Source organism: Cnuibacter physcomitrellae (genome assembly GCF_014640535.1).
In the GTDB taxonomy this organism is placed as follows: domain Bacteria; phylum Actinomycetota; class Actinomycetes; order Actinomycetales; family Microbacteriaceae; genus Cnuibacter; species Cnuibacter physcomitrellae.
Genome location: NZ_BMHD01000001.1, coordinates 1,693,460 through 1,714,956 on the forward strand (window position 1 = coordinate 1,693,460; position 21,497 = coordinate 1,714,956).

At 72.9% G+C, this 21,497-nt stretch carries 25 protein-coding genes; 19 read left to right on the forward strand and 6 right to left on the reverse strand.

Annotated features, from left to right (window positions below):
- Positions 1–38: 38 nt before the first annotated feature.
- Genes purM through IEX69_RS07865 form a run of 3 tightly spaced genes read right to left on the reverse strand, consistent with a single transcriptional unit; the run spans position 39 to position 1,893 of the window.
- Positions 39–1,142: a phosphoribosylformylglycinamidine cyclo-ligase gene (purM, locus tag IEX69_RS07855; RefSeq protein ID WP_085020479.1), complete on the reverse strand. Its 1,104-nt coding sequence runs from the start codon at positions 1,140–1,142 to the stop codon at positions 39–41.
- Between the two features lie 37 nt (positions 1,143–1,179).
- A complete protein-coding gene (locus tag IEX69_RS07860) occupies positions 1,180–1,506 on the reverse strand; it encodes a hypothetical protein (RefSeq protein WP_085020480.1) in 327 nt (108 codons plus the stop codon).
- 39 nt (positions 1,507–1,545) lie between these two features.
- Positions 1,546–1,893, reverse strand: a complete 348-nt coding sequence (locus IEX69_RS07865) for a VOC family protein (protein WP_085020481.1) — start codon at positions 1,891–1,893, stop codon at positions 1,546–1,548.
- Between the two features lie 89 nt (positions 1,894–1,982).
- On the opposite strand from IEX69_RS07865, the gene IEX69_RS07870 reads away from it, so the two are divergent.
- Both IEX69_RS07870 and IEX69_RS07875 read left to right on the forward strand, forming a co-directional pair.
- A complete protein-coding gene (locus IEX69_RS07870) occupies positions 1,983–2,309 on the forward strand; it encodes a DUF7882 family protein (protein ID WP_085020482.1) in 327 nt (108 codons plus the stop codon).
- Positions 2,306–2,578 (forward strand): hypothetical protein, encoded by a 273-nt coding sequence (locus IEX69_RS07875; protein ID WP_085020483.1) that lies wholly within the window; start codon positions 2,306–2,308, stop codon positions 2,576–2,578. Before IEX69_RS07870 ends, IEX69_RS07875 begins: the two co-directional genes overlap by 4 nt.
- A 4-nt stretch (positions 2,579–2,582) precedes the next feature.
- Here the strand turns inward: IEX69_RS07875 and IEX69_RS07880 are convergent, their stop codons facing one another.
- Positions 2,583–3,128 carry an acyl-CoA thioesterase gene (locus tag IEX69_RS07880; RefSeq protein ID WP_229756279.1) on the reverse strand — a complete coding sequence of 182 codons (546 nt, stop codon included), beginning with the start codon at positions 3,126–3,128 and terminating at the stop codon, positions 2,583–2,585.
- A 128-nt stretch (positions 3,129–3,256) separates the two neighbouring features.
- On the opposite strand from IEX69_RS07880, the gene purF reads away from it, so the two are divergent.
- The 3 genes from purF (at position 3,257) to IEX69_RS07895 (ending at position 6,093) form a co-directional block, all read left to right on the forward strand.
- Complete coding sequence (gene purF, locus IEX69_RS07885; RefSeq protein ID WP_085020485.1) at positions 3,257–4,714, forward strand: amidophosphoribosyltransferase; 1,458 nt, start codon at positions 3,257–3,259, stop codon at positions 4,712–4,714.
- A complete protein-coding gene (locus IEX69_RS07890; protein ID WP_085020486.1) occupies positions 4,711–5,220 on the forward strand; it encodes a nucleoside deaminase in 510 nt (169 codons plus the stop codon). The genes purF and IEX69_RS07890 overlap by 4 nt, the downstream gene beginning before the upstream one ends.
- Positions 5,221–5,322: 102 nt before the next feature.
- Entirely contained in the window at positions 5,323–6,093 is a 771-nt protein-coding gene (locus IEX69_RS07895) for a sigma-70 family RNA polymerase sigma factor (protein WP_174604491.1), read from the forward strand.
- A gap of 21 nt (positions 6,094–6,114) precedes the next feature.
- Here IEX69_RS07895 and IEX69_RS07900 read toward each other — a convergent pair whose 3' ends face one another.
- On the reverse strand, positions 6,115–7,083 hold the full coding sequence (locus IEX69_RS07900; RefSeq protein WP_085020488.1) for a glycosyltransferase family 9 protein: 969 nt from the start codon (positions 7,081–7,083) through the stop codon (positions 6,115–6,117).
- A 117-nt stretch (positions 7,084–7,200) separates the two neighbouring features.
- Here IEX69_RS07900 and IEX69_RS07905 point away from each other — a divergent pair, with 117 nt between their 5' ends.
- Genes IEX69_RS07905 through nadE form a run of 8 tightly spaced genes read left to right on the forward strand, consistent with a single transcriptional unit; the run spans position 7,201 to position 14,728 of the window.
- On the forward strand, positions 7,201–7,767 hold the full coding sequence (locus IEX69_RS07905) for a D-glycero-alpha-D-manno-heptose-1,7-bisphosphate 7-phosphatase (protein ID WP_085020489.1): 567 nt from the start codon (positions 7,201–7,203) through the stop codon (positions 7,765–7,767).
- Positions 7,764–8,828, forward strand: coding sequence for a glycosyltransferase family 9 protein (locus tag IEX69_RS07910; protein ID WP_085020490.1), 1,065 nt, complete (start codon positions 7,764–7,766; stop codon positions 8,826–8,828). The genes IEX69_RS07905 and IEX69_RS07910 overlap by 4 nt, the downstream gene beginning before the upstream one ends.
- Positions 8,825–9,844 (forward strand): glycosyltransferase, encoded by a 1,020-nt coding sequence (locus IEX69_RS07915; protein WP_085020491.1) that lies wholly within the window; start codon positions 8,825–8,827, stop codon positions 9,842–9,844. Before IEX69_RS07910 ends, IEX69_RS07915 begins: the two co-directional genes overlap by 4 nt.
- Positions 9,841–11,088, forward strand: coding sequence for a glycosyltransferase (locus tag IEX69_RS07920; protein WP_085020492.1), 1,248 nt, complete (start codon positions 9,841–9,843; stop codon positions 11,086–11,088). The genes IEX69_RS07915 and IEX69_RS07920 overlap by 4 nt, the downstream gene beginning before the upstream one ends.
- Positions 11,085–11,750 (forward strand): D-sedoheptulose-7-phosphate isomerase, encoded by a 666-nt coding sequence (locus tag IEX69_RS07925; protein WP_229756280.1) that lies wholly within the window; start codon positions 11,085–11,087, stop codon positions 11,748–11,750. Before IEX69_RS07920 ends, IEX69_RS07925 begins: the two co-directional genes overlap by 4 nt.
- Complete coding sequence (locus IEX69_RS07930; protein ID WP_085020493.1) at positions 11,747–13,117, forward strand: PfkB family carbohydrate kinase; 1,371 nt, start codon at positions 11,747–11,749, stop codon at positions 13,115–13,117. The genes IEX69_RS07925 and IEX69_RS07930 overlap by 4 nt, the downstream gene beginning before the upstream one ends.
- Positions 13,118–13,166: 49 nt before the next feature.
- A complete protein-coding gene (locus IEX69_RS07935; RefSeq protein ID WP_085020494.1) occupies positions 13,167–13,865 on the forward strand; it encodes an SDR family oxidoreductase in 699 nt (232 codons plus the stop codon).
- A gap of 38 nt (positions 13,866–13,903) precedes the next feature.
- Positions 13,904–14,728, forward strand: coding sequence for an NAD(+) synthase (gene nadE / locus IEX69_RS07940; protein WP_085020495.1), 825 nt, complete (start codon positions 13,904–13,906; stop codon positions 14,726–14,728).
- 60 nt (positions 14,729–14,788) lie between these two features.
- Here nadE and IEX69_RS07945 read toward each other — a convergent pair whose 3' ends face one another.
- Positions 14,789–15,925, reverse strand: a complete 1,137-nt coding sequence (locus IEX69_RS07945) for a glycosyltransferase family 9 protein (RefSeq protein WP_085020496.1) — start codon at positions 15,923–15,925, stop codon at positions 14,789–14,791.
- A 115-nt stretch (positions 15,926–16,040) separates the two neighbouring features.
- Between IEX69_RS07945 and IEX69_RS07950 the strand changes: the two genes are divergently transcribed.
- From IEX69_RS07950 to IEX69_RS07975, 6 genes are all read left to right on the forward strand, one after another.
- The gene (locus tag IEX69_RS07950; protein ID WP_157127258.1) at positions 16,041–17,447 is read left to right on the forward strand and encodes an aldehyde dehydrogenase family protein; all 1,407 of its coding nucleotides are present in this window, start codon (positions 16,041–16,043) and stop codon (positions 17,445–17,447) included.
- Positions 17,444–18,928 carry a D-glycero-beta-D-manno-heptose 1-phosphate adenylyltransferase gene (gene rfaE2 / locus IEX69_RS07955; RefSeq protein ID WP_229756281.1) on the forward strand — a complete coding sequence of 495 codons (1,485 nt, stop codon included), beginning with the start codon at positions 17,444–17,446 and terminating at the stop codon, positions 18,926–18,928. Before IEX69_RS07950 ends, rfaE2 begins: the two co-directional genes overlap by 4 nt.
- Positions 18,925–19,794 carry a glycosyltransferase family 2 protein gene (locus tag IEX69_RS07960; protein WP_229756282.1) on the forward strand — a complete coding sequence of 290 codons (870 nt, stop codon included), beginning with the start codon at positions 18,925–18,927 and terminating at the stop codon, positions 19,792–19,794. Before rfaE2 ends, IEX69_RS07960 begins: the two co-directional genes overlap by 4 nt.
- Positions 19,795–19,862: 68 nt before the next feature.
- A complete protein-coding gene (locus IEX69_RS07965) occupies positions 19,863–20,054 on the forward strand; it encodes a DUF2795 domain-containing protein (RefSeq protein WP_085020498.1) in 192 nt (63 codons plus the stop codon).
- A 9-nt stretch (positions 20,055–20,063) separates the two neighbouring features.
- Positions 20,064–20,960, forward strand: a complete 897-nt coding sequence (locus IEX69_RS07970) for a glucose 1-dehydrogenase (RefSeq protein ID WP_085020499.1) — start codon at positions 20,064–20,066, stop codon at positions 20,958–20,960.
- 41 nt (positions 20,961–21,001) lie between these two features.
- Positions 21,002–21,457, forward strand: a complete 456-nt coding sequence (locus IEX69_RS07975; RefSeq protein ID WP_085020500.1) for an SRPBCC family protein — start codon at positions 21,002–21,004, stop codon at positions 21,455–21,457.
- Positions 21,458–21,497 lie beyond the last annotated feature (40 nt).

Here is a 21,497-nt window from a genome sequence, read left to right on the forward strand (position 1 = left end):
TGCCACGCACGGCCCGACCGGGGGAAGCACCGAAGGACTCAGGCGGGGTAGGCGCCGGTCAGCCGCACGGCACCGCCGTCGACTCCCTTCGCTCCCTGCTCGAAGTCGCCGTTCGGCAGCGGCGCCGTCGACACCTCGCCGACGGCCCAGCTGCGGATGCCCTCCGCCTCCAGTGCCGACGTCACGGCGGAGGCCTGCGCGGGGTCGACCACCGCGAAGAACCCGATCCCGAGGTTCCAGGTGGGTTCGGCGTCGGTGAGCGGAGTGCCCGCCCAGTCGGAGAGCACGCGGAACACCGGGGCGGGCGACCACGTGGAGCGGTCGAGCTCCGCCCAGGATCCACGCGGCAGCACGCGCGCGAGGTTCGCCGCGATGCCGCCGCCCGTGACGTGCGAGAGTGCGTGGATGCCGGCCCCGGAGGGCGACGCGAGCACCCGCACCAGCGGGCCCGTGTAGAGCCGCGTGGGCTCGAGCAGGGCGTCGCCGAGGGTGGCGTAGCCGGTCAGCTCGGGCACCGCATCGGTGTAGGAGGCGCCGCGGTCGGACACGATCTTCCGCACCAGCGAGTAGCCGTTCGAGTGCAGTCCCGACGACTCCAGCGCCAGCACGACGTCGCCGTGCTGCACGCGGTCGGCGCCGAGCAGCGCATCCGCCTCGACCGCGCCGACGGCCGCGCCGGCGACGTCGTAGTCGTCGGGCGCCATGAGCCCGGGATGCTCGGCGGTCTCGCCGCCGACGAGCGCCGTGCCCGTCTCGGCGCACGCGCGGGCGATGCCGCCGACGATCGCCGCGATGCGCTCGGGCACCACGTGGCCGCAGGCGATGTAGTCGGTCATGAACAGCGGCCTCGCCCCGACCACCACGATGTCGTCGACCACCATGCCGACGAGGTCCTGCCCGATGGTGTCGTGACGGTCGACGGCCTGCGCGATCGCGATCTTCGTGCCCACGCCGTCGGTCGAGGTGGCGAGCAGCGGCCGACGGAAGTCGCGCAGGGCCGAGGCGTCGAAGAGGCCCGCGAACCCGCCGACGCCACCCAGCACCTCGGGACCGTGCGTGCGCTGCACCGCCGACTTCATCAGCTCCACGGCGCGGTCGCCCGCGTGCGTGTCGACCCCGGCCTCGGCGTAGCTGCTGCTCATGCCACCCATTCTCGCGGATGCGCGGCTCGCGCCGCGATCACAGGTCCGGGTCGAGGTCCGGCAGGGTCTCGTCGTCGGGGAGCACCCGGGCGGGTGAGTACTGGGCGGACCTGCGCCAGAGGTCGGCGAGGAAGTCGGAGACGTCGGGCTCGGGGAGGTCCGTGGTGATCGGCTCCGCGATGATCTGGCTCGCCGGCCCGATGACCGCCCGGCGCTCGCCGGCGACGCCGTTCACCTCGACCACAGGCAGGACGACCTGCTGCGCCTCCCCGTGCTGGGCGACCAGCGCTGCGAAGTCGAGGAGGGCGATGGCGGCGTCATCAGCCATCCGGAAGGACTCGTTCGCGAAGCTGACCCGGTGCATGCTCCCACCCAACGCCGACCGGCGCAGGATGCAACCCCCTCAGCGTGCGGAGAGCACGCAGAACTCGTTGCCCTCGGGGTCGGCGAGCACCACCCACGGCACGTCGTGCTGACCGATGTCGGCCCGGCTCGCACCGAGGGCGAGCAGCCGGTCGACCTCGGCGGCCTGGTCGTCGGGCACGAAGTCGAGGTGCAGGCGGTTCTTCCCGACCTTCTCCTCGTCGGTGTGCCCGAAGTACAGGGTCGGATGCGCGCCCTCCGCGGGCGCGATCTCGAACCCGTCCTCGTCGCGGCCCACCTCCACCCAGCCCAGGGCTCGGAGCCACCATCCGCCGAGGGCGATCGGATCCCGCGAGTCGACGACGACCTCTTCCCAGTGCAGCGCCATCTGCTCAGCGTAGGACGGTCCGTTCCTTGCGACACGTCGGAAGGGGCATAGGGTGGCGGACATCGCCGACCCGGAGGGCCGATTCCGACATGGGCAAGTTCACGTACGACTCGACGCTCACCGTCGACTTCGACGATCGCACCCTCGCGCACCTGCAGCTCGTCATCGGCGCGAAGCTGCGGCGCGGCGAGTCGTTCTTCTTCTCCTGGAAGGACCCCGTGGAGATCGGAGACGGCCGCAGCATCCTGTGGATCTACCCGACCGTGCCCGTCTACTTCAAGTTCTCCGGAGGACGTCCCCCGTCGATCAACCGGACCTGGATCGACGCGCTGATGACCACGGCCAACTCGCCTCAGGGCTTGCAGGTCATCGCGGAGCCGCCCGAGCGGCCGGCCGAGGAAGGGGCAGAGCTGTGAAGCGCATCCACATCGGGTACGACGGGGTCCTGTACACCGCAGGAGCCCGCGACTACGAGGCGTTGAAGCGCACGGTCGAGGAGGCCCACCGCACCGGGACGGTGACGTGGATCACGGTGAACCACGGGGAGGGGCGACCCCAGCCGGTCGAGCTGCTCATCGCGCCGGGGATCCCGGTCGCGCTGCATCCGGTGGTCGAGGACGAGCCGGACGACGCCGGGTCCGATGACGCCCGATCCGACGACGCCGGGCCCGAGGCCGCGGGCTAGGGCCTCACCAGTCGCTCGGCGCGGGCGCCTTCGTCGACGGCAGCGCGGTGTCGTCGCCCCACCGGCCGAGCCACTCCGGCATGCGACCGTCGTCGGGCGCCGGACCGGTGACCGCGACGAGGTCCTCCATCGGCACCACACCACCGCTCTTCCGCAGGAAGCGGCCGCGGATGTGGGCGCTCGCCCACACCTCGCCGTCGACCACCATGCGCTGCTCGATGTAGACGGAGCGCTGCCCGTATCCGGTCAGCCGCGTCTCGACCTCGAAGCGCTGCCAGAGCGTGAGCGATCGGCGGAACGTGATCGTCTCGGCCGCCACCACGGGATACCACCCGCGGCGCTGCAGGTCGCGCCACAGCCCGCAGCGCTGCAGGAAGTCGATGCGCGCCAGGTCGAGCACGGAGAAGTAGACGCCGTTGTTCATGTGCCTGTTGACGTCGAGGTCGGTCGGCAGCACGTGGAACGGCGTCCGTGTCACGTCCCAGACGCCCACGCGGCGTCGGCGCGGACCGAGGACGAGCTGCAGCAGGGTGCGGAACAGGAAGTGCACGACCGCGATCGTAGGGAAACGACAGCCATGCGCGATCATCCGTTGCGGATCACCACAACCCGCGCCCGCGCTCGGTGGCGACGCGTGGAGCCGATCCCACAATGCGGGCGGCCGGTAGACTGGGCGAAATGTGCGGCATCGTGGGCATCGTTTCGGCCGAGCCCGTCAACCAGTCGATCTACGACAGCCTCCTCCTCCTCCAGCACCGCGGCCAGGACTCGACGGGCATCGCCACCGCCGAGGGCAACATGTTCCACATGCACAAGGCCCGCGGGCAGGTGCGCGAGGCGTTCCGCACCCGCGACATGCGCAGCCTCCTCGGCACCATGGGCCTCGGGCACGTCCGCTACGCGACGCAGGGCAAGGCCTCGGCCGAGCAGGAGGCGCAGCCGTTCTACGTGAACGCCCCCTACGGCATCATCCTCGTGCACAACGGGAACCTCACGAACACCCGTGAGCTCACGCGCGAGCTGTTCGACATCGACCGCCGCCATCTCAACACCACGTCCGACACCGAGCTGCTGCTGAACATCCTCGCGAACGAGCTCCAGCAGCAGGTCACCGGCGTCGCGCTCGACCCCGACCAGATCTTCACCGCCGTCGAGCGGGTGCACGAGCGGGTCGAGGGCTCGTACGCCACGATCGCGATGATCGCCGGCCACGGACTGCTCGCGTTCCGCGACCCGTACGGCATCCGCCCCCTGACCCTCGGTCGGCGGATGCTCGAGAACGGCTCCACCGAGTGGGTGGTCGCCTCCGAGTCGCTCGTGATGGAGAGCCTCGGCTACGAGATCGTGCGCGACGTCGAGCCCGGCGAGGCGGTCTTCGTGGCGATGGACGGCGAGATGGTGTCGCGCCAGTGCGCCCCGCGGCATTCCCTGATCCCGTGCTCGTTCGAGTACGTGTACCTCGCGCGCCCCGACTCGGTGATGTCGGGCATCTCCGTGTACGAGGCCCGGCTGAGGCTCGGCAACCGCCTCGCCGACACCGTGGCGCGCTACACGCCGATGGGCGACATCGACGTCGTGATGCCCATCCCCGACTCCTCGCGTCCGGCCGCCATGCAGGTGGCCCAGAAGCTCGGCGTCGAGTACCGGGAGGGCTTCTACAAGAACCGCTACGTCGGCCGCACCTTCATCATGCCGGGCCAGGCGGCGCGCAAGAAGTCGGTGCGCCAGAAGCTCAACGCGATGTCGACCGAGTTCAAGGGCAAGAACATCCTGATCGTCGACGACTCGATCGTGCGCGGCACGACCTCGAAGGAGATCGTCGAGATGGCTCGTCAGGCCGGTGCGAACAAGGTGACGTTCGCCTCCGCCGCTCCCCCGGTCCGCTTCCCGCACGTCTACGGCATCAACATGCCGTCGCGGCACGAGCTGGTCGCCCACGACCGCAAGATCCCCGAGATCGCCGCCGCGCTGGGGGCCGACAACCTGATCTACCAGGAGGTGGCCGACCTGGAGGCCGCCATCATCGAGGGCTCGTCTGTCGAGAGCCTCGAGATGAGCTGCTTCACCGGCGAGTACGTCACGGGGACCGTCACGCCCGAGTACCTCGCCTGGGTCGAGGCGAACCAGCTGTCGTGAGCGACGGAGCGGAGCCCTCGAGCACCGGGCTCTCCGACGCCGACCTCGCGCTGCTGCGCGAGAGCATCCGCGTCGCCGAGCGGTCGCGGGCCGCGGGCACGCATCCCTTCGGGGCTCTGGTGACGGATGCGTCGGGCACGATCGTCGCCGAGGCGGGCAACGACTCGCTCCCGCCGGAGGGCGATCCCACCCGCCATGCCGAGCTCGTGGCCGTCGCCGCCGCCTTCCGCGCCCTCGGCGCCGAGGGGATGCGCGGCACCACGCTCTACACGAGCGCCGAGCCCTGCGCCATGTGCGCGGGCGCCGTCTACTGGACGGGGGTGGATCGCGTGGTCTACGCGCTCAGCGAGCGCCGGCTCCTCGAGCTGACCGGCGACCATCCCGAGAACCCCACGTTCTCGCTGCCGTGCCGCGAGGTGTTCGCCCGCGGCCAGCGGCCCATCGCCGTCTCCGGGCCGCACCTGGAGGAGGAGGCCGCGGAGCCCCACCGGGGCTTCTGGGTCTGACCTCGGAGCCCGACCCCGCCCGCAGCGTGAGCAGTGTGCCTCAGACGGGGCACACGCACAACCCCCCTGGGCCCGCATCCCCCGCGGATGTGAATGGGGAGCGTGACCCCACTCCGCGCACACACGTCGTCATCCGGCCGTTCGACCCAGGCCACGAGCACGACACGGTCGAGTGATGAGCTCGCCCTGAGGAACCTGTCGCTCGCGGAATCCGTCGCCCGGCGGTACTACCGCCACGACGCCGCCCGGGACGAGGACCTGCTGCAGGTCGCCTACATCGGTCTGGTGAAGGCCGCGCGCCGGTACGACCCCGCCAAGGGCGACGCCTTCGCCGCGTTCGCGGTGCCGACGATCTCGGGCGAGATCAAGCGGCATCTGCGCGACAACGGCTGGTTCATCCGCCCGCCGCGCGCGGTGCAGGAGCTGCGGGCCCGGGTCCGGGACGCCACTCCGGAGCTGGTCCAGCGCCTCGGACGCGCCCCGGGCGCCGCGGAGATGGCGGTCGAGCTGGGTGTCACGACGGCGCAGGTCGAGGAGGCGGTGGCCTGCCAGCAGAACATCACCGCCGCGTCGCTCGACGTGCGGGTGGGAGCCGACCAGAACGACACGCTCGGCGACCTGATCGCCGACGAGCACGACGACGCGCAGCGCAGCGAGGCGGCGGCGATCCTCTGGTCGGGCAGTCGCGCCCTGACCCCGCGGGAGCGCCGGGTGATGCAGCTGCGGTGGTTCGAGGACCGCACGCAGCAGGAGATCGCCCGCGAGATCGGGGTGACCCAGATGCAGGTGTCGCGCATCCTGTCGAAGACCCTCGACCGCCTCCGCGTCGCCATCGGCGTCGGGGCCGACGAGCAGACCGCCCGCACGGCGTGAGCGCGCCGGGCGTCGCGGGCGCTAGGCGAGCAGGCGTCCGACCGCGGCGAGGACGTCGTCGGGCGTCACGGCGAGGATCGCCGGGTCCGGGTCGAGCGCGAAGGCGTCGCCGCGCCGCTTCGACTCGTCGGTGAGCACCACGTGCGGGCCGGGCGGCGGCCCCCAGTTCTGCGGGGACGCCGGACCGAACAGGACGACGGACGGGCGGCCGTAGGCGGACGCCAGGTGGGCCGCACCGGTGTCGGCCGAGACCACCACGCGGGCGTCCTCGATCACCCCGGCGAACTCCGCCAGTCCGAGCTCTCCCGCCAGCACCCGCGAGGCAGGCAGCCCGGCGGCGGCGGCGACCGCGAGCGCCCGCTCGCGCTCCCCTGAACTGCCGGTCAGGACGACGCGTTCACCGCGTGCCTCGAGGGCGCGGGCCACCACACCGAATCGCTCCACGGGCCACTGCCGGGAGGGGTAGAACGCCCCGACGTGGACCACCGCGGCCCCCACGACGTCGACCCGCTCGGCCGGAGAGAGCAGCGCCACGTCGTCGGCGTCGGCCGGGATCCCGTACGCGGCGAGCAGCCGCACCCACCGATCGCGCTCGCCCAGCTCAGGCTGCCAGTCGGGCATCCTCGGGTCGCCCGCCACGAGGTCGTCGATCTCCGGGACGCGGTGGACGATCGACGACCGCGCCTGCAGCAGGTCGATGAGGGTCCGCGACTCCGGACCGCTCCCGTGGAGGTTAACCGCGATGTCGACCTCGCCGGGCGCGAGAGGCAGCGGATCGTCGAGACCGGGCGTGGGCAGCAGCTCGTCGACGCCGTCGACGAGGCGGACGATCGGTTCGAGCCAGCCCGGGACGGCCAGGACGATCCGGTGCGCGGGGAACGCCCGGGCCAGCCCCTTCACCGCGGGCACGGCGACGAGGAGGTCGCCGAGCTTCAGGGTCCGGAGGGCGAGGAGGACGGGCCGATCGTCAGGCCACCGCGGAGAGGTCACCCCTCCAGCATGGCCACATCGCCCGGCTCAGCCACCCCGGGGCCCGAGGTGGCCCCCGAGCAGAAGGAGTTCCCTCGCGAGGTTTGAGAAGCAGGAGAAGTGGGGACGAGCAGGAGTATGACCGCTCTCCTCCGCGCCGTGCTCTTCGACCGCGACGGCACCCTCGTGGTCGACGTGCCCTACAACGGCGACCCGGAGGCGGTGGTCCCGATGCCCGGGGCCGCCGCGGCGATCGCGCGGTTGCGCGCGGAGGGCATCGCCGTCGGCGTGGTCTCGAACCAGTCGGGTGTGGCGCGCGGCCTGCTGACGCTCGAGGAGGTCGACGCCGTCAACGAGCGGGTCGACGAGCTCGTCGGCCCGTTCGACACCTGGCAGTGCTGTCCGCACGCGCCGGAGGCGCGGTGCACCTGCCGCAAGCCGCAGCCGGGACTCGTGCTGAGGGCCGCGCGCGCTCTCGGCGTCGACCCGACGGAGACGGCGGTGATCGGCGACATCGGAGCGGACGTGGGTGCGGCGACCTCCGCCGGGGCCCGCGCGGTGCTCGTCCCCACGCCGCTCACCCGGCAGGAGGAGATCGACGCGGCTCCCCTCGTGGCGGACGATCTCGCGGGCGCCCTCGACCTGCTCCTCGGGGCGCCGCAGTCCGACGCCGGCCGGGAGGACCACCCGGAGGCGGCCGCATGACCCGGCGCGCCCTGGTCGCCCGGCTCGACAGCGTCGGCGACGTCCTCCTCTGCGGGCCGGCGATCCGCGCGATCGCCGCCTCGGACGAGGTCGACGAGGTATGGCTGCTCTGCAGCGCCGTCGGCGCGCCGGCGGCGCGACTGCTCCCCGGGGTCGACCGGGTGCTCGTCTGGGACTGCCCGTGGATCACCGCGAGCACCCCCGCGGCGACCCCGGAGACGATGGCCGACCTCCGCTCGCTGCTGGCCGAGGCTCGACCCGACGTGGCAGTCATCCTCACCTCCTTCCATCAGTCCCCGCTCCCGCTCGCGCTGGAGCTGCGACTCGCGGGCGTGCGCCGCATCGCGGGCGCGTCGGTCGACTTCGCCGGCTCGCTCCTCGACGTGCGGCTGAAGCCCGGCGAGGACTTCCCCGAGGACCAGCCCGAACCGGTGCGCGCGCTCACCCTCGCCCGCGCCGCGGGCTTCGACCTGCCGCCCGGCGACGACGGCGAGCTGCGGATGCGGACCGACCCGCGTGGCGAGGAGCTGTTCCGCGCGCCGGATCCCTTCGTCGTCGTCCACCCCGGCGCCTCCGCGTCCGCCCGCCGGTGGCCGGCCGAGCACCATCGGGAGCTCGTGCGCCTGCTCGCCGAGGACGGCGTGCGCTGCGTCGTGACCGGCGGCTCCGGTGAACGCGAACTGACCGCCCGCGTCGCGGGACGCGACGGCGTCGACCTCGGTGGCGACACGGATCTCGGAGTGCTCGCCGACGTGGTCCGCCGCGCCGCGGTGCTGGTCTGCGGCAACACCGGTCCCGCGCACCTGGCCGCCGCGGTGGGCACACCGGTCGTCAGCCTGTTCTCGCCGGTCGTCCCACCGGAGCGCTGGGCGCCGTACGGCGTGCCCCACGTGCTGCTGGGCGACCAGCACGCCGCGTGCCGCGGCACGCGGGCGACCGAGTGCCCGGTGCCCGGGCATCCGTGCCTGACCTCGGTGACCCCGGCGGCCGTGCGCGAGGCGGTGCTCGCGCTGGCGCCGGCGCTGTCGGAGCGCCGGACGCGGGAGAGGAGCGGCGTATGAGGATCCTGCTCTGGCACGTGCACGGCGGATGGACGGACGCCTTCGTCCGCGGCGAGCACCAGTACCTCCTGCCGACGAGCCCCGATCGGGACGGCTGGGGACTTGGCCGCGGAGGCCGGGACTGGCCGCCGAACGCCGTCGAGGTGCCTCTCGAGGAGCTGCGCAGCGCCGACCTCGACGCCGTCCTGCTGCAGCGCACCGACGAGCTCGACGCGGTCGAGCGCCTCACCGGTCGCCGCGCCGGCATCGACGTCCCCGCGGTCTTCGTCGAGCACAACACCCCCCGGGGCGACGTGCCGAACAGCGTGCATCCCCTCGCCGACCAGCGCGACATCCCGATCGTGCACGTGACGCACGTGAACCGGATGCTGTGGGACGGCGGTCGGGCGCCGACGCTCGTCGTCGAGCACGGGGTGGCGGATCCGGGGCACCTCTACACGGGCGAGCTGGAGCGGATCGGGGTGGTCGTGAACGAACCGGTCCGCCGCTGGCGGGTCACCGGCACCGATCTCCTCCCCGGCTTCGCCGACGTCGCGCCGCTCGACGTGTTCGGCATGGGCGCGGAGGCGCTGCCGGAGGCGCTCGAGCTCGACCGCGACCGCCTCCGGATCGAGGGCGACGTCCCGACGTCGAGGCTGCACCGCGAGCTCGCCCGGCGTCGTCTCTACCTGCATCCGATGCGGTGGACGAGCCTGGGGCTCTCCCTCCTCGAGGCGATGCACGCGGGGATGCCGGTGGTCGCACTCGACGCCACGGAGGCCTCGCGTGCCGTGCCCCCGGAGGCCGGCCTGGTCTCCGCCGACCTCGACGCCCTCCACGCGGAGGCCCGGGCGCTGATGCAGGATCCGGACCTCGCCCGACGCAAGGGCGACGCCGCGAGAGCGCACGCTCTCGCGCACTACGGGCTCGCCGCGTTCCACGCCCGGTGGGACGCGGTGCTGGCCGACCTGATCGACGAACACGCGCATCGCCGGAGCCTGCGGGCGACCGGCTCATCTGGAAGGGAGTCCCGATGAGGATCTCGATGGTCTCGGAGCACGCCAGCCCGCTGGCGACGCTGGGCGGAGTGGACGCGGGCGGCCAGAACGTCCACGTCGCGGCGCTCTCCCGGGAGCTCGCCGCACGCGGCCACACCGTCACGGTGTTCACGAGGCGCGAGGACGCGACCCTGCCCGACCGGGTGGAGCTGTGCCCCGGCGTCGAGGTGGTGCACGTCGACGCCGGGCCGCCCGAACGCATCTCGAAGGACGAGCTGCTGCCGTTCATGGACGTCTTCGCCGACCACCTCGTCGAGCACTGGCGGGAGGAGACGCCGGATGTGGTGCACAGCCACTTCTGGATGTCGGGCCTCGCCGCAGAGGGCGCGGTGCGGCGCCTCCCGCGCCCGGTGCCGGTGGTGCACACATTCCACGCGCTGGGGACCGTGAAGCGCCGCCACCAGGGGCTGGAGGACACCTCCCCGGCCGAGCGCGCGGTCCTCGAGCCGATGGTCGGCACCGCCGCCGACGTGGTCATCGCCACCTGCTCTGACGAGGCCTTCGAGCTGAAGGCGATGGGCGTCGACACCTCGCACATCTCCGTGGTGCCCTGCGGCGTGGACCTCGACCTCTTCAGCCCGGAGGGGCCGACCGAGCCCCGGGGACCGAAGCACCGCATCATGACCGTGGGGCGGCTCGTGCAGCGGAAGGGCGTGGGACTGACGATCTCCGCGCTCAGGCAGCTGGTCGACGAGGGCCGCGACGACGTCGAGCTGGTGGTCCTCGGCGGATCGCGACCGCCGGGCCAGGTCGACGAGGATGCGGACGTGCAGCGGCTGCGCACGCACGCCAGGGCCTTGGGCGTGGAGCACCTCGTCACCTTCCGGGGCCAGATCCGGCAGGCCGATCTGCCCGCGGCGCTGCGCTCGGCGGATGTGGTGGTCTGCGCTCCGTGGTACGAGCCGTTCGGCATCGTGCCCCTCGAGGCCATGGCGACCGGGACCCCGGTCGTCGCCGCCGCGGTCGGCGGGCTGATCGACAGCGTCGTCGACGGCGTCACCGGCGTCCACGTGCCCCCGCGCGACGCGGAGGCCATCGCCTCCGCCCTCGGCGCGCTCCTCGACGACCCGGCACGCCTGCGGCGACTGGGGCTGGCGGGGCACGCCCGCACCGTCTCCCGGTACTCGTGGCAGCGGGTCGCTCGCGACACGGAGTCCGTCTACGACCAGCTCACCGGAGCCCGATCGGCGCGGAGCCGCCGACGGAAGGAGGCCCACTCGTGACCATCGTCGAGACCCGGGAGCAGCTGACCGCCGGGGCCCTGCTGGAGGAGCATCTCCAGCACCACCTCGAGACGATCGAGGCGCTCCGCGACCGCCTCCCCGACATCACCGCCTGGGGCGAGCGGCTCGCCGACCGGCTCCTCCACGGCCAGCGGCTCCTCGCGGCGGGCAACGGCGGCTCGGCCGCCGAGGCCCAGCACCTCACCGCCGAGCTGGTCGGACGGTTCGACGGCGAGCGCAGGCCGTTCTCCGCGATCTCGCTCCACGCCGAGTCGTCGAGCCTCACCGCGATCGGCAACGACTACGGCTACGACCAGGTCTTCGCCCGTCAGGTGCTGGCGCACGCCCGCGCCGGGGACGTCGTGATGCTGTTCTCGACCAGCGGGACGAGCCCCAACCTCCTGGCCGCGGCCGAGGCCGCCCGGAAGGTGGGGGCCGCCACCTGGGCCCTGACCGGCTCGGGACCGAACGCCCTCTGCCTCGCGTGCGACGAGCACATCGCGCTGCCCGGCACGGGGGCCGCCGTGCAGGAGGCCCAGCTCGTCGTGCTCCACCTGCTCTGCCGCGTGTTCGACGCCCGGGTCCACGCGCACGACGCGGGTGCGCCTCCGTCGGCGACAAGCGGATCGTGCGGATCGCTGCTCGAGGGAGGCCGCTCATGAGGATCGTGGTGGTGGGCGACACGCTGCTCGACGTCGACGTCGAGGGCTCCTCCGATCGCCTCGCCCCCGACGCCCCCGCTCCCGTCGTGACCGTCAGCGAGCGTCTCTCGCGAGCGGGCGGAGCCGGGCTCGTGGCATCGCTGCTCGCGCGCGACGGGCACGACGTCGACCTCGTCACCGTGCTCGGCGACGACGACCGGACCGCGGACATCGAGGAGGACCTCGCAAGGACTGGGCGCGTGCGGGTCATCGCCGCGAGGAGCGGGGCGCCGACGCCGTCGAAGTCGCGCATCCGCAGCTCCGGGCACGTCGTCGCGCGCCTCGACGAGGACTGCGGGCTCACGACCCCGCCCCCCGTGACCGCGGACATGCTCGCCGCGATCGGCGGCGCCGACGCGATCGTGGTGGCCGACTACGGCCGCGGCCTCACCGCCGACGAGCGGCTGAGGACCGCCCTGGACGACGCGGGCCGCCGCATCCCGCTGGTCTGGGACCCGCATCCGAGAGGGAGCAGACCGGTCCGCTCGGCGGCGGTCGTGACGCCGAACCTCGCGGAGGCCCGCGGCTTCTCCGGCATCGCCGGAGACGACCGCCGCGCCGCCGCCGAGGCTGCCGCGAGGCTGTCGGACGAGTGGGGAGCCGGCGCGGTCCTGGTCACGCTCGGACACGAGGGAGCCCTGCTGCACCGTCCCGACGCTCCCCCGCACCTCGTCCCCACCACCGAGGTGCGCGGAGCGGACACCTGCGGCGCCGGCGACAGGCTCGCGGCCTCGATCGCCGGGGCGCTGGCGCGCGGCGCGGACCTCTCCTCCGCCGTGCAGTCCGCGGTCGCCTCGGTCGGCCGCTTCCTCGCCGAGGGCGGCGTGAGCTCCCTCGTGCTGCCCGACAACGCGCGTCCCCTCGGGGGCGATGGGGATGCCGCCCTGACGGTGGTGCGCGCCATCCGGGCTCGCGGCGGCACGGTCGTCGCCACGGGCGGCTGCTTCGACCTGCTGCACGCCGGCCACGCGAGGACGCTCGCCGCCGCACGCGCCCTCGGCGACTGCCTCGTGGTCTGCCTCAACAGCGACGACTCCGTGCGCCGGCTCAAGGGCGCCGAACGCCCGATCATGGGCCAGGAGGACCGCAGCGATCTGCTCAGCGCCCTCGAGTGCGTCGACGCGGTGCTGGTCTTCGACGAGGACACCCCCGTCGAGGCGCTCCGCCGGCTCGAGCCCGACCTCTGGGTGAAGGGCGGGGACTACACCGCCGACCAGCTGCCGGAGACCGCGGTCATCGCCGAGTGGGGCGGTCGCACCGTGACCGTGCCCTACGTCCCCGGCCGCTCCACCACCCGCCTCGCCGGGGCGCTCTCCCGGGTCGGCTGACCTCGCCGCCTCCCCACCGCTCCTCCATCCGTCTCCCGAAAGGACCGCCATGCCCGACACCCGACAGCTCGGAACCGTCATCGTCACCGGAGGGGCCTCCGGACTCGGGGCCGCCGTCGCCGCCGCCGTGCGCGCGGCGGGCGGCACCGCCCTCGTGCTCGACCTCGACGTCAGCGCCCTGACCGATGAGCACGCCTTCGCCTGCGACGTCTCGGACACCCGAGCGACCGAGGCGCTGGTCGACGAGCTCGCCACCCGATTCGGCGGCCTGGATGCGGTGGTCACCGCAGCGGGCGTCGACCGGCCCGCCCCGCTCGACGGGATCAGCGGCACCGACTGGGAGCGCATCGTAGGCGTCAACCTGCTCGGCACCGTCGCGGCGGTCCGGGGCGCGCTGCCGCACCTCAAGGCGAGCCATGGCCGCGTCGTCACGATCGCGTCGTCCCTCGCCCTGCGTGCCCTCGGGGACGCCACGGCGTACTGCGCGTCCAAGTTCGGCGTCCTCGGCTTCTCGCGCTCCCTGGCCGCCGAGACGAAGGGGCAGCTCGGCGTCACCACGATCATCCCGGCCGGGATGAACACACGCTTCTTCGACGGACGGGACGAGCAGTACAAGCCCGGGGCGGACGCGCAGCTCGTCGACGCCTCGGAGGTGGCGGACGCCGTCGTGTTCGCGCTGACCCGACCCGAGGGAGTCGAGGTGCGCGAACTGGTGATCGCCCCCGAGCAGGAGCCGTCCTGGCCCTGAGGTCTCGACTATCGGCCAGAGACGTCGATACTGGAGACGTGCGCCCACTTCAGAAGACCATCATCGACGAGCTCGAGGCCAAGCCCGAGATCGATCCGGCCCAGGAGGTCGAGAACCGCGTCTCGTTCCTCTGCGACTACCTCCGCGCCAGCGGCGCCCGGGGATTCGTCCTCGCCGTCAGCGGGGGCCAGGACTCCAGCCTCACCGGTCGCCTCTGCCAGCTGGCGGTCGAACGCCTCCGTGAGGAGGGACGCGAGGTCGAGTTCGTCACCGTCCGGATGCCGTACCGGGTCCAGGCCGACGAGGACGACGCTCAGCTCGCCCTCGGCTTCATCCAGGCCGGGCCGGGTGTGGTGATCAACATCCAGCACGGCGTCGACGGTGTCGCTCGCGACTACGCCGAGGCCGTCGGAGGCGACATGTCCGACTTCACCAAGGGCAACGTGAAGGCCCGCACCCGGATGGTGGCGCAGTACGCCCTCGCCGGCGAGCGGGGCCTGCTCGTGGTGGGCACCGACCACGCGGCCGAGGCGGTGACCGGGTTCTTCACGAAGTACGGCGACGGCGGCGTCGACATCACCCCGCTCACGGGGCTGACCAAGCGCCAGGGCAAGCAGATCCTGGCGTACCTGGGCGCCCCGGCCCGGCTGTACGAGAAGGCGCCGACCGCCGACCTGCTCGACCACGAGCCCGGCCAGACCGACGAGGCGAACCTCGGGCTCACCTACTCCGACATCGACGACTTCCTCGAGGGTCGCGAGGTGGAGGAGTCGGTGGCCGAGGCGATCGAGCAGCGCTTCCTCGCCACGCGGCACAAGCGCACCGTGCCCGCCACCCCGTTCGACACCTGGTGGCGCGTCTGACGTCCTGACGGCGACGGCCTCCCTTCTGTGGAGAGGCCGTCGCGAGCCGGACGGTCGCCGTCAGGCGCCCAGGAACGTCGTCGCGACGACCGCATGGACGGGCCGGGCGTCGAGCAGCGACGACACGTCGGACCACACGGCGTCGACCGAGACGTCGGCGACGAACGAGTCGTCGTGCTCGCAGCGCGGAGCCGTCCAGCCGACCTGGGTGGCGTCCGTCCCGCAGACCGGGCACCGAGTGGTCCACGCGAGCTGCACGCGGTGGTGGGTGCGGGTGAGCGGCCCGCCGTTGATGAGGTTGCCGACCCAGAAGACCGACGCCGTGGGGCACCCGACCGCCTGCGCGAGGTGACGCGGTCCGCTGTCGTTGCCCACGAAGACGTCGGCCTGGGCGAGCAGACCGGCCAGCTCGCCGAGGCTCAGGCGGCCGCCGAGCGAGGTCACGAGCGAGCTCGACGCCAGGTCGGCGATCCCGTCGGCCACGTGCGCGTCCGCTCCCTCGCCGACCACGAGGACCTGGATGCCCTCGCCGGCGAGCCGTCCCGCGACCTCCGCGAACCGCTCGGCGGGCCACCGCCGCCGCGGGTCGCTCGCCCCGGGGTGGATGACGGCGCGGCCTGCCGTGCCGTGGGCCAGATGTCCCGCGGCGGCCGTCCGCTCGCCGTCGGTGACGATGATGCGCGGGTCGAGAGAGACCGGATCCGCCCCGGCCAGCGCCACCGTCTCGAGCCAGCGCAGCACCTCGTGCTGGTAGTACTCGTAGGGCATCGTCCGCTCGAGGGCGAGCGCGTCGTCCGTGGCGGTCCCGATCGTGTGTCGGGCACGCAGCTCGGCGAGGAACGGGTTCGAGTGGCGTCCGCCGCCGTGCAGCTGGCACGCCAGGTCGAAGCGCCGGGCCCGCATCCGGGTCAGGAAGTCGGCGATCTCGCCGCGGTCCTCGGAGTCGTCGGGGCTGTTCACGCCGCGCGCGCGGGGCAGCACCTCCACCCGGGAGACGCTCCCGGGCCGGCCCTGGAGGAGCTCCTCGTGCATCCTCGTGCCCAGCAGCACGATCTCCGCCTCCGGATAGGCGGCCGCGAGTGCGTCGATCGCCGGGAGCGCGAACAGGAGGTCGCCGAGTCCGCCTCCCCTCAGCACCGCGATGCGGAGGACGTCGTCGAAGGGGTCCCGGCGGCTCCGGGCGGGTCTGGAGGGCATGCGATCGTTCCTCTCGGTCGCCTGATCTGTTCCCCGCGCATCCCCGATCGAAACCCGTGCCCTCCGATCCGGCGTGTCGGGTGTGAGGGCCCCGCCGAGTGGGTACGGGGCAGGCATGCTGCCACCGACCACCCCGCTCGACGACTCCCCCGGCCTCACCCCGGCCGACGGGACCATCGTCATCACCGACCCCCGGACCGGGGCCCTCGTCGGCGCCATCGAGCCGGCCGGACAGCAGGAGGTGGCCGCGGCGGTGGACCGCGCGAGGGCCGCCGCCCCCGGCTGGGCTGCCACGGCTCCCGCCCGGCGTGGCACCGCCCTCCACGGGATCGCGGCCGTGCTGCGCGAGCACGAGGCCGAGCTCGCCGACCTCAACCAGCGCGAGACGGGCAAGCCGTTCACGCAGGCCCTCGAGGGGATCAGGGCGGGCGTCTCCACCCTCGAGCAGTACGCCGAGCTCGGTCCCCTGCACACCGGGCGCGCACTGCGGGGGGCCGTCACCTCCGTCGACTACACGATCGCGGAGCCGCGCGGCGTGGTCGCGGTCATCACGCCCTGGAACGACCCGGTCGCCGTCGCCGCAGGCCTCCTCGGCGCCGCCGTCGTCACGGGCAACACCGTCGTCTTCAAGCCCAGCGAGCGTTGCCCGCACCTCGGTCGCAGGCTCGGCGAGCTCGTCGCCGGCGCTCTGCCGGAGGATGTGGTCGTCACGGTCGACGGGGACGCCGACACCGGAGCCGCGCTGGTCGCGCATCCGGATATCGCGATGGTGGCGCACGTGGGATCGACGGCCGCGGGTGAGCGGATCGCCCGCGCGGCGGCCCTGACCGGAGCGCACGTCGTGCGCGAGAACGGCGGCAACGACGCCCTCATCGTCGATGCGGGCGTCGACCCCGTGTGGGCGGCGGAGCAGGCCGCCGTCGGCGCCTTCGCCAACACGGGCCAGATCTGCACCTCGGTCGAGCGCGTCTACGTGCACCAGGACGTGGCCGACGACTTCCTCGCTGCTCTCGTCAAGGAGGCGCAGGCGAGGACCGGCTCCCCGTCGTTCGGGCCCCTCGTCGACGAGACCCTGCGGCGCAGCGTGCACGCCCAGGTGCAGGAGGCGATCGACGACGGCGCCGAGGCCCTCACCGGCGCGACCGTGCCCGAGGGCGCCGGCAGCTGGTACCCCGCGACGGTGCTCACCGCGTGCCGGCCGTCGATGACGATCATGCGCGAGGAGACGTTCGGTCCGGTGGCGCCCGTCCAGGTGGTGCGCGACTTCGACGAGGCGCTCTCGCTCGCGGCCCGAGGCCGGTACGGCCTGGCGGCGACCGTGCTGTCCACCGACCTGTCGCACATCCAGCGCGCCGTGACCGGGCTCGACGTCGGGACCGTGAAGGTCAACGCGGTGTTCGGCGGCGCACCCGGCGGTTCCGCGGAACCGCGCCGGTCGAGCGGCTCCGGCTTCGGCTACGGCCCGGGCCTCCTCGACGAGATGACCCTGACCAAGGTCGTGCACATCGAGGCGGCGCCGTGACCACCCCGCCGGGCTCCCTGGCCCTCCTCGAGCGCCTCCGCACGGACGCGCCGGAGATCGTCGTGATCGGCGACCTCATCCTCGACCGTTGGTGGAGCGGGCCGGCGCAGCGGATGTCGCGCGAGGCGCCCGTGCCGGTGGTCGAGGCGGACGCGTTCGTGGACTGCCCCGGCGGAGCGGCCAATACCGCGGTGAACCTCGCCGCGCTGGGCGCCCGGGTGCGGATGGTGTCGGCGGTCGGCGACGACGAGGAGGGCCGGGTGCTCCTCGAGACGCTCCGCGACGCCGGAGTCGCGACCGACGGAGTCGGCCGACAGCGCGGCGCCCGCACCACCTCGAAGACGCGTGTGGTCGGAGCCGAGCAGATCCTGGTCCGGGTGGACCGCCTCGGTGATGCCGTGCTCGGCGCCGACGCCGAGGCCCTCGAGCGCCACCTCGGCGGCTGCGACGCCGTCGTGGTCTGCGACTACGGCAACGGGCTGCTCGCCGACACCGACGTGGCCGCGCTCTCGGCGCTGCGCGACCGGATCCCGCTGCTCGTCGTCGACGCCCACCAGCCCGGGCGGTGGGCGGGCGCCCACCCCGACGTCATCACCCCGAACGCGGCCGAGGCGTCGCTCCTCGTCGGTCGGCGACTCGAGGGCGATCGTCGCGCGGCCGCCGAGGAGCACTGGCGCGAGGTGCTGCAGGCCTCCGGGGCGCGCTCGGCCGTGGTCACGCTCGACCGCGACGGCACCGTCGTGCTCGGACCGGGCGGGCCCGCGGGACGGACCGTGGCGCATCCGGTGCAGGAGAACCAGGCGTCGGGCGCGGGTGACACGTTCACCGCGGCGCTGTCCGCCGCGCTCGCCGGGGGTGCGCCGCTCGCCGCCGCCGCCGAGCTCGCGCAGGCGGCGGCCGACGTCGTGGTGCGTCGCCCGGGGACCTCCATCTGCACCTGGGACGACCTCCGTGCCGCGATCGACGGGGGAGACGACGAGGTGCGGGTGCTCTCGGACGCCGAGCTGGCCGCGCGACTGCGCCAGGATCGGGACCTCGGCAGGCGCATCGTGTTCACCAACGGATGCTTCGACGTCATCCACCGCGGCCACACGACGCACCTCCGGCAGGCGAAGGCGCTCGGCGACGTCCTCGTCGTCGCGCTCAACGACGACGAGTCGGCGCGACGGCTCAAAGGTCCGGATCGACCCGTCAACGCGCTGGCCGACCGTGCCGCCGTCGTGGGCGCGCTCGACTGCGTCGACCACGTCACGGTCTTCTCGGCGGACACGCCACGCGCCCTCCTCGAGCAGCTCCGACCGGACGTGTACGCGAAGGGCGGCGACTACACCCCCGAGATGCTCACCGAGACCGAGATCGTCCGCGCCTACGGGGGCGAGGTGCGCATCCTCGACTACCTGCCCGAGCGCTCGACCACCGGCCTGGTCCGGAGGATCGTCGCGCGGTCGACTGCCGGCGCAGACGTGGAGGCCTCATCGTGATCGGCGCACGTCGGCAGGCCGCGGAGTGGGCGCGGACGGAGCACCCCGTCCCCCCGCGCATCGACGTGCTCATCCCCACCGCCGGTCGCATCGCCGAGCTGGCCGTGACGCTGGCCGGGCTCGCCGCCCAGGACTCGCCGTCCTTCCGCGTGGTCCTCAGCGACCAGTCCGACCACGCGGCATCGCACTCCGCCCCGAGCGTGCAGGCGATGGTGCGGGTGCTGGAGGCGCAGGGACACGAGGTCGTGCACCTGGCCCACCTCCCCCGCCGCGGCATCGCCGAGCACCGGCAGTTCCTGTTCGAGCAGTCTGACGCTCCCTCCGTCCTCTTCCTCGACGACGACATCTGGCTCGAGCCCGGCTCGCTGCAGCGGATGCACGACGCCCTCGAGACGCTCGCCTGCGGCTTCGTGGGCCTCGCACCCCAGGGACTGTCGTTCCTCCACGACGAGCGACCCGAGCAGCGCGCCGGGTACGAGCCCTGGCACGGTGCGGTCGAGCCGGAGCGGATGCGCCCCGGCGGGCCGCAGATGAGCCGCCTGCCGCTGCACAACGCCGCGAACCTCGTGCACCTCGCTCGCGACCTGGAGATGCCTCCCGACGGATGGCAGGCGTACCACGTGGCGTGGATCGGGGGCTGTGTGCTCTACCGGCGGTCGGCACTGGCCGAGGCCGGCGCGTTCGAGTTCTGGCGGACCTCGCCGCCTCTGCACTCGGGAGAGGACGTCGCCGCGGAGTGGCGCGTGATGGACCGACGCGGCGGCGCCGGCCTCCTGCCCAGCGGAGCCGTGCACCTCGAGGCCCCGACGACCATCCCCGACCGCCCGATCGACCTCTTCGACCTCGTCTTCGCGAGCGACCCCTGATCAGCACACCACCACGCGGAAGCACACCACCACGCGGAAGCACACCACCACAGAGAAAGGACGCCATCATGGCCGACACCCCGAACCCCATCCAGATCCAGAAGTTCCTGGGCGGGATCGACTACCCCGCCTCGAAGGAGGACATCGTGCAGAGAGCGAAGGACTCCGGCGCCGACGACGCCGTGCTCGACGCGCTGAACGCCATTCCTGACAAAGAGTATGACGCCCCGACCGCTGTGAGCGAAGCAGTGTCAGGCTGAGGAGAGATCATGAGCACCGACCAGTACACCTTCGACGACCCGGTCAGCCGGTACCCGTCCATCACACCGCCCGACCAGGAGCAGGCCGAGCCCGGTCTCGAGTCGCAGCTCCAGCCCGTCCCTGACCTCGGCGAGAACACCTACCGCGGTACAGGCAGGCTCGAGGGCCGCAAGGCCCTCGTGACCGGAGGCGACTCGGGGATCGGCGCCGCCACCGCGATCGCCTTCGCCCGTGAAGGCGCCGACGTCGCGATCTCCTACCTGCCCTCGGAGGAGCAGGACGCCGTCCGCATCGCCGGCCTGATCCAGGATGCGGGGCGCACCGCCATCACCATCCCCGGCGACATCAGCGACTCCGCGTTCAGCCGGCAGCTCGTCGAGCGCGCGGTCGAGGGTCTGGGCGGCCTCGACATCCTGGTCAACAACGCCGGACGCCAGATCTACGTCGAGAACCTCGAGGACCTCAGCGACGAGCAGTTCGACGACACCCTCAAGACCAACGTCTACGCGATGTTCTGGATCACGAAGGCGGCCCTCGCGCATCTGGGGCCCGGCTCGACGATCATCAACACGACCTCGGTGCAGGCCTACAACCCGTCTCCCATCCTGCTCGACTACGCCACGACGAAGGCCGCCATCAACGCCTTCACGAAGGGCCTGGCCCAGCAGCTCGCCCCCAAGGGCATCCGCGTGAACGCGGTCGCGCCAGGGCCGGTGTGGACGGTGCTGCAGGTCTCGCACGGTCAGCCGCCCGAGAAGATCGAGCAGTTCGGCAAGTCCACCCCGCTCGGTCGTGCCGGCCAGCCCGCCGAGCTCGCTCCGGCGTACGTCTTCCTAGCCTCGGCGGAGTCGAGCTTCGTCAGCGGCGAGACGCTGCAGGTCAACGGCGGCATGCCCACCCCCTGATCCCTTTCCCCTCCCCCGTTCGAACAGAAGGAGAACACCCCATGGCACAGATCATCGAGACCGTCGACGTGGACGTCCCCGTCACCACCGCGTACGACCAGTGGACGCAGTTCGAGTCGTTCCCCCAGTTCCTCGAGGAGGTCGAGTCGATCACCCAGACCGACGACACCCACACGCACTGGAAGGTGAAGGTCGGCGGCGCCGAGCGCGAGTTCGACGCCGTGATCACCGAGCAGCACCCCGACGAGCGCGTGGCGTGGACGAGCACCGGCGGCGACACCGAGCACGCGGGCGTCGTCACCTTCCACAAGCTCAGCGACACCCAGACGCGCGTCACCGTGCAGATCGACTGGGAGCCCGAGGGCCTGCTCGAGAAGGCGGGCGCACTGGTGGGCGCCGGCAAGCACGCGGTGAAGAAGGACCTCGACAACTTCAAGGAGTTCATCGAGAAGCGCGGCACCGAGACCGGTGCCTGGCGCGGCGACGTCCAGGCGTAGCCACCGCTCCTCCGTCGATCGGCGCCGTCCCCACCCCGGG